The organism is Bacillus cereus group sp. BfR-BA-01347 (assembly GCF_022663835.1).
Classification (GTDB): domain Bacteria; phylum Bacillota; class Bacilli; order Bacillales; family Bacillaceae_G; genus Bacillus_A; species Bacillus_A thuringiensis_K.
This window is the reverse complement of sequence record NZ_JAKUGG010000058.1, coordinates 1-7318: the sequence shown is the minus strand read 5'-3', so window position 1 is coordinate 7318 and position 7318 is coordinate 1. Positions and strand designations below refer to the sequence as shown.

Genomic DNA, 7318 nt, shown 5'->3' with positions numbered 1-7318 from the left:
ATATCTAAAAATATTTTAGAATTGCATGGTGTGGAATATGGTGTTTTCAATACAGAAGATGGTGTATTATTCTTCTTCTATTTAAATACAAATAATAAAAGGGAGTAGAAAAATTTTTCTACTCCCTTTTATTATTTGTATGGATTTATTCTGAATTATGATTGTATGCTAGCTCTTTTGTTCGTAAAAAATCTTCAATAAGCTTTGTTCTATTTTTTACTTTTGTTGTGTACGTAAAATCTCCATAACAATATGGATATCTAAAGTTTTTTTTATTATCACCACACGTATACATATCTGGACTTTGATCAACTTTCATTTTAGAAAATTGTTTAGCTAATTTCTCTGAATGTTTTTCCTTTTTTTTGCTAGCGATAAAATCAATATATCCTGGTCCCATATTATAGCTTTGGATGATAGCATCAATTCCAACGCCTTTCTCTATCCCGTATTTATACATTTGAGCGAAGTGTTTTACACCTTGTTCAATGCTTAAGTTAACATCTTGAATTTCATTTCGCTGTAATCCAAGTGATTCAGAAGACTGCATAGGATCTGTACCTTCAGCTCTACTTTCTTGATACATGATTCCCAATAATGTTGTTGTTTTATCACTTAAATTATATTTTTCTAATTCTTTTTCAATGGTCGGTTTAAATTGTAATAAACGTTTTTCTACAGCGAAATCCTGATTTCTATCGGCGTTGTCCATAGGATTACTATATAGTAATCCTATTAATGTTATATGAACAACAAAAATACCTAAGAAAAATACAAACATTTTTTTACTCTTCATGCATTATTCCTCTGTTTCTTTTTAATATTAGGATTATTTCTTCTAGGAAAACAGACTAACATAAAAAGATAAAGATAAGATAAAGATAAAATAAATTTTATCTTTATTTGTCAAAGGAAGTCTCATTTATATGTGTATATTAGAGATTAAGACAAATAGAGATAATGAATAACTCTATGATCTTTTCAATTACTACATTTTGTATAAGATTTTATGTTATATCTCAATGTTCTTTAACTCACTTTGATATAATCTGCACTTTATCTTTATTTCTTTTTAGTAATCTATTTTTTGTACAGAGCGGGGGAACGATATTAAATCTAGCAATTAAACCTGCTTTTACATATAAATAATAGGGAAGGGGATAGAGAAGAGATGTCAGAAAACGGTAAAAATAATAGGAGGAATAGACTTTCGGGCGAGTCCGTCAGGGAATCTGAATTAGAAGCAAACGCTGAAATGAAGAGTCTGGACTTTGAGGAAGATCCTAAACAAGAACAGGGGGATTCTCAGGGGACGGGGCGTCTTGTAGCACTTGATGCAGTTCGTGGTTTAGCTGTAATAGGAATGTTTATACAGCACTTTGCCCTAAATGATATGAATGCTTCAATCGTATCTGGTAACACTACATTGTTATTTATACTCTGTGGAGGCATCTCTTACTCTATCATGGCTCGACGCATGAAAGAAAAAGGGATGGGGACCACTGCGCTCCGATCTAGAATGCTCGCCCGTGCAGTTTTCATCGATATAATCGGATATCTCCTTATTATGCTTAACACTCATATCGGTGTGATTTTACCTGCTTATGCGGCACTGTTCGTACTGTCGCTTGTTCTGGTTCATCGTTCAACACGCGTACTCATTATAACAACAATTGCTTTGGTTATTGTGAGTCCACCGCTGATGATTCTTGGAGAGAGTCTTCTGTCACACACATACCTTCTTAGAGATATAGGAGGCAGCCGTATGTCAGGGATAGCACTTGCTCCCGCTTTCGTTGCAGGTATGGCCGTCGGGCGTATTGACTTAACAAAGTCGCGTCCCGTATTCTTACTCATGTGCAGTGGTGTAATTATACTTACCTTTTGTAAGCTGTTGGCTATTTTTGTCCTTCCTGATCTCAGCCGATCCTTTGAGAAGTGGCTCATAAGCGTTCAAGGTGTCGCTACTGACCAGCCGGATCCAAATTTAATCTGGCCATTTAATATGGAAACACCGATGTGGCATACTCTTCTTTGGACAGCTCCGCACAGTGCATCAACATTTCAAACACTGACAGGGATTGGGGCCGCACTCTTTGTGCTGGGGCTTGTATGTCTTGTACCGAAAAGATTTCTCGTCGTGTTGATGCCTTTCGAAAAGGTCGGACGCGTAGCATTAACAATGTATGCGGCTCAGTTTGTCATATTGTGGGGACTTCAACTGGCAGGGGTACAGCAGTATAGTCTGGAAATTCCATTCGGGGACCTTCTTGTGGCAACTGCAACCCTGGTAATTGGAGGGATAATTGTAAAGCTTCCTGCTGGTCCGCTCGAAGCAATGATGCGACAATTCGACCGCTTTTTCAGCGACTCCCAACAAGTTAAGGGGAAAATATAGGGATAGAGTATATCCACCTCCTAGAAAATAAATAAATTTGATTTTAATTGTTAAATAGGTAATACCCATAATTAGAACTATCACAATGAATCCTTGTCATAATTAAATATGGTTTTACGACAAAAGTAACAGCACCCTCTAATTTGTTGGAGAGGTGTTGTTTTGTTTTTGCCTACTTTATATTTTTAATGACAAAGCACGAGCCTTGAGTATTTCTAGCCAACTTGGAATTCTGCTTGGCAAGTTTAAAATTCTCCCTTTCAACGATTAATAGAATAAAATCAGGCTAGTAATGTTTCAATTTAAACAGATTTTACTTTTCCATACTAATCATCACAACCTTTTTTAGAGTAATAGCATCAGTATGCCCAAGATTTAGAGATTACTCGCAATTACTTTAAATTCTTTACACCAGAATCATCTTAATAGTTACTAAAACCTGTATATGATTGTATGGTATATTTTGATATTCTTTAACTCATTTCGACATAATCTGCATTTTATCTTTATCTCTTTCAAGTAATCTATTTCTGTACAAAGTAGGATTAAAGATATTAATTCTAACAATTAAAACCCGCTTTTTCCATATTAATGATAGAGAAAGGATAGAGATAAGATGTCGAAAAATCCCAACAAAAAGAGTGTACAAAGAGCGTTATTAACACTAATGTTAATATTAACAACTACTTTTCTTATGTTTTTTATAATAGGAAAATTTAATTCGGCTCCCGTAAAAGGGACCACTCACGAAGGAAAGAACAACCAGATCGTAATGCAGCATTCAAAAGAGAAAAAGATAGAAAAAGAAATAGAAAAAACGAATCCGCAAAAGGAAAAAAAAGCAGACGGGAAACCTATAGGGAAATTTGTTTATTTAACATTTGATGATGGTCCCAGTACTTTAACTGGAAAATTTTTGGATGTATTAAAAGAAAATAATGTAAAAGCAACATTTTTCATGCAAGGAAGTAATTTACAAAATACAAGTTATCAGATAAATGTAAAACGGGCAGTAAAAGAAGGACATTATATCGGTGCACATAGTATGACGCATAATAGTGATAAATTATACAAGAATGGACAATTTGTTCCAGAAATGAAAGAAACATTATCTCTTATCAAAGATATTACAGGTACAAATCCTAAGTTAGTACGTCCACCATATGGATCAGCACCAGGACTAAAGAGCGGAGAAATTCGTAATCAAATTGTAGAAGCTGGAATAAAAATTTGGGACTGGACAATTGATTCTGAAGATTGGAAGTTAAAAAATAACCCAAACCAAATTATAGAAAATGTAAAAAAATCTACAACAGATGATGTTGAAGTAGTTTTAATGCATGAAAAACCTCAAACATTAGCAGTGCTTCCAGAAATTATAAAGTTTTATAAAGAAAAGGGTTATGAATTTGGTGTATATAATGATGCTGATCATTTTCATTTGAATTTTGAAAAAGATACACGTTTATAAATTTAAAAGAGAAAAGTCCCTTCATTATGTAAGAATCTTTCGGTTTTTAAAAATAGAGCGTGAAAAGCTAGATCTCCACAATGGAGACAACGTGCTTTGGGAACTATCTAAGCTGGCATTTTATAGATAATAAAACGAAGGGAAATTAATAATTAAAAAAGTATGGTTTTTTAATTTACATTAAGAAACTATATGATAAATAGGTCTGATATTATTTATTATAAATAATTATCAGACTTATTTATTAGTAATTTAGAAAATATGCAAAATAGCATTTCCAATAGTTAAAAATATATTTTTTTAATATAGTTATGTTATGTTTCAATAAAATAAAGTCGATGGGATTATTTCAGATTTTTTTACAAAACATCATCTTATTTAATGCTGTTTGGAACAATATCAAAAAAGTATTGATGTTAATTATCTAAGTAATTTAGGGGGAATTAGCTGTATTTTATCAATCTATTTTTAGATGTATTTACAATTACAATGAAATACATCTAAAAATAAATTGAAAAGGGATGATTTTAGAAATGATTGGAACGAAATACACTAGTTTTATGGGTAGACCACATCTTTGGGGTATCCCTAGTAATGTAATATCTAACCCAAAAATACGAAAATCAGAAAAACAAGAACTTGATTTCAAAAATGAACCTTACACAAATGCAAAAAATGAGCTTTTAAAAGATAAGCAGTTATATGTAAGTTTAAAATCAGAGTTTAGTTCTTTTACACAAACTCTTAAGAATTTAGCTACTTTTAAAGGTAATGAGAAAAAAGTAACAACATCACAAGATGGTTATATTAAGGTGAAGGCAAATCGTGATGCAATTGATGGAACATTTAATATAACAGTTAAACAACTTGCGGAGCATCACCAAATTGCCTCAAATCCTATTAATGTTGATGAAAAGTTGAATGTAAATGATACTTTGAAAATTAGAGATAGGGATTTAACAATAACAAGTGATATGACGTATAAAGATTTAATTAATCGAATAAATGCTGGAGAGTATGGGGTATCTGCTTATACACACGGTGATAAAATTTTTATAAATGCTAAAAAAGTCGGTGAAGATAATAAAATTGAATTAAAAGATGGGACATCAGATTTATTTAAGAAGATGTTTTATACAAAAATAAAAACAGACCAAATAGATGAATCTAGTAATGAAAAACAGAAATATGTACTCAATACCATTAATACAGCGAAAGATGCAAAATATAGCCTTAATGGGATTGAAGAATCAAGCGCTAGTAACACAATTACGCCACTTCCTGGTGTAGAGATTGAATTACTAAAAGCAACGGAAGTAAGTACAAAGAATACCAATGTTAAGAATAGCGAATTAAAATTCACAGTAAGTAATTCTGGTGTGTCAGATGCCACTAAACTAATTAAAAAAATGGTCACAGATTATAATCAAGTTGCTTCGTCCTTTGAAGATTTTACGGGACCGATGGGAGTTTTAAATGGGCATGCAATAATGAATGATATTTATCGAGAAATGCGGAATGTAGTCGGATTTACGCAAGATGGTAATACCTTATCTACTTATGGTATTCATTTCAAAGATGACGGAACAATGGTAATAGATGATAAGAAATTAACAAAAGCTTTGGAAGAACAGCCAGAGGCAGCAAAACAATTTTTCTTCAGTTCCAATGGATTAGGACATACGATTGGACAATCATTTGAAGAACTTTTTGATCATGATAGTATTATTAGTGAAAGAATTAAAAACATCGACTCACGTTTAAATGATTTAAATAAAGAGTTTCACTATATTGACTACTATAATAGCAAAAAACAGGATGAAAATGTTCATAAATATCAAAGATTAGGAATCGCATACGAATTACTTAATTTCCAAATGAATACAATGAGATCATGGATGAGATAGCGAAGAGAATCAATCAAATGTTGAAGGATAATTTTAATATGGTTAAATTCGAATACTAAGTTTTTATTATAAAGGAGGGGTAGAATGAATAATAAAATCTATAAAGAATTTGTAAGTTCTATTTATGACCTAGGTGATTTAAAAATATCAGAAGAAGAATTTCAAAAGAAACAAGAACAATTTAATTACTGGCTTGTATCTTTGGAAGAAGAAAAAAGACAACAAGTAATAAAACAAATTATGCCCATAATTATGAAAGTTGCAGAGCAGATTCAGGAAAAACAGCAAGCTTTTAAAGATATAATCTCTGTTAACGAAGGAATGATGAAAGCCAATTCACACTATGATAAATATTAATGCGAACAAGGAAAAATTAGATCATTATAAAAAAGATTAAAAGAAAACAGTTACGAATTCAAATCTTATGATGAGCATAATTATTTTTTTGTACGATACCGCATATATGAAAGAATATGTATTAGTTGAGTGGAAAATAGAATGGAATAAGAAATAGATATAGGTTTTTAAATATTTTCAAGAGCGTGTTTAGTGTGTGAAAACACGCTCTTTTTGCTTTACATTGTTGTTTTCTATCAGTAATGAATATATTCCACAATGATATCCACCCCTAAAATACAGTACGATTTAAAAGGGGAGAGAAATATATGAAAATGATACACGAAGATATATATAAAGAGCATATAGTTACAAAAAGACTGATTGCTATATTTTTGAAAAGTAGTGTTCCGATACGCGGTAACTTTTTATTAGGATAATATGAAATATATGGTTAAGAATTTACTACAAAGAGCCGTATAGTTTCAAAGAAACTATACGGCTCTTATAAAATAAATATTGTTTTACTAATTAACTCTTAAAAGCTTACCTACAAAAAAATCTTATTCATTCATAGTACTAACTTTAGAAATTGAGTTATCTGGAGCTTTATAGTATTCATAAAATTCGTTTCCTGGATGTTGAATTTTCCATTCAGATTTATTGGATACCTGAACTTTATCACCTTCAGCAAATGTCTGCCCTTTACTTGTTTTTACAACAACCATTTTACTTTTTCCACTGTCTGTGTTGTATTCAACAGAAATTTCACCCTTATATGCATCTATTACTGTTCCAACTATAAAGTCTTGGTTTTGTTTTTCACTAACTTTAGAAATTGAGTTATCTGGAGCTTTATAGTATTCATAAAATTCGTTTCCTGGATGTTGAATTTTCCATTCAGATTTATTGGATACCTGAACTTTATCACCTTCAGCAAATGTCTGCCCTTTACTTGTTTTTACAACAACCATTTTACTTTTTCCACTGTCTGTGTTGTATTCAACAGAAATTTCACCCTTATATGCATCTATTACTGTTCCAACTATAAAGTCTTGGTTTTGTTTTTCACTAACTTTAGAAATTGAGTTATCTGGAGCTTTATAGTATTCATAAAATTCGTTTCCTGGATGTTGAATTTTCCATTCAGATTTATTGGATACCTGAACTTTATCACCTTCAGCAAATGTCTGCCCTTTACTTGTC

The 7318-nt window shown here is 31.6% G+C and carries 5 protein-coding genes and 1 pseudogene; 4 read left to right on the top strand and 2 right to left on the bottom strand.

Annotated features, from left to right (window positions below):
* Window positions 1–145: 145 nt before the first annotated feature.
* A complete protein-coding gene (locus tag MR143_RS32470) occupies window positions 146–796 on the bottom strand; it encodes a lysozyme family protein (protein WP_242281293.1) in 651 nt (216 codons plus the stop codon).
* Between the two features lie 375 nt (window positions 797–1171).
* On the opposite strand from MR143_RS32470, the gene MR143_RS32465 reads away from it, so the two are divergent.
* From MR143_RS32465 to MR143_RS32450, 4 genes are all read left to right on the top strand, one after another.
* Window positions 1172–2398, top strand: coding sequence for a DUF418 domain-containing protein (locus MR143_RS32465; protein ID WP_199718332.1), 1227 nt, complete (start codon window positions 1172–1174; stop codon window positions 2396–2398).
* 772 nt (window positions 2399–3170) lie between these two features.
* Window positions 3171–3869, top strand: a complete 699-nt coding sequence (locus MR143_RS32460; RefSeq protein WP_374267847.1) for a polysaccharide deacetylase family protein — start codon at window positions 3171–3173, stop codon at window positions 3867–3869.
* A gap of 533 nt (window positions 3870–4402) precedes the next feature.
* Window positions 4403–5776: a flagellar hook-associated protein 2 gene (locus MR143_RS32455; protein WP_242281291.1), complete on the top strand. Its 1374-nt coding sequence runs from the start codon at window positions 4403–4405 to the stop codon at window positions 5774–5776.
* Between the two features lie 84 nt (window positions 5777–5860).
* Entirely contained in the window at window positions 5861–6133 is a 273-nt protein-coding gene (locus MR143_RS32450) for a hypothetical protein (RefSeq protein WP_001060360.1), read from the top strand.
* Between the two features lie 542 nt (window positions 6134–6675).
* On the opposite strand, the pseudogene MR143_RS32445 reads toward MR143_RS32450, so the two are convergent.
* Window positions 6676–7318: pseudogene (locus tag MR143_RS32445) on the bottom strand (hypothetical protein); the annotation flags it as partial.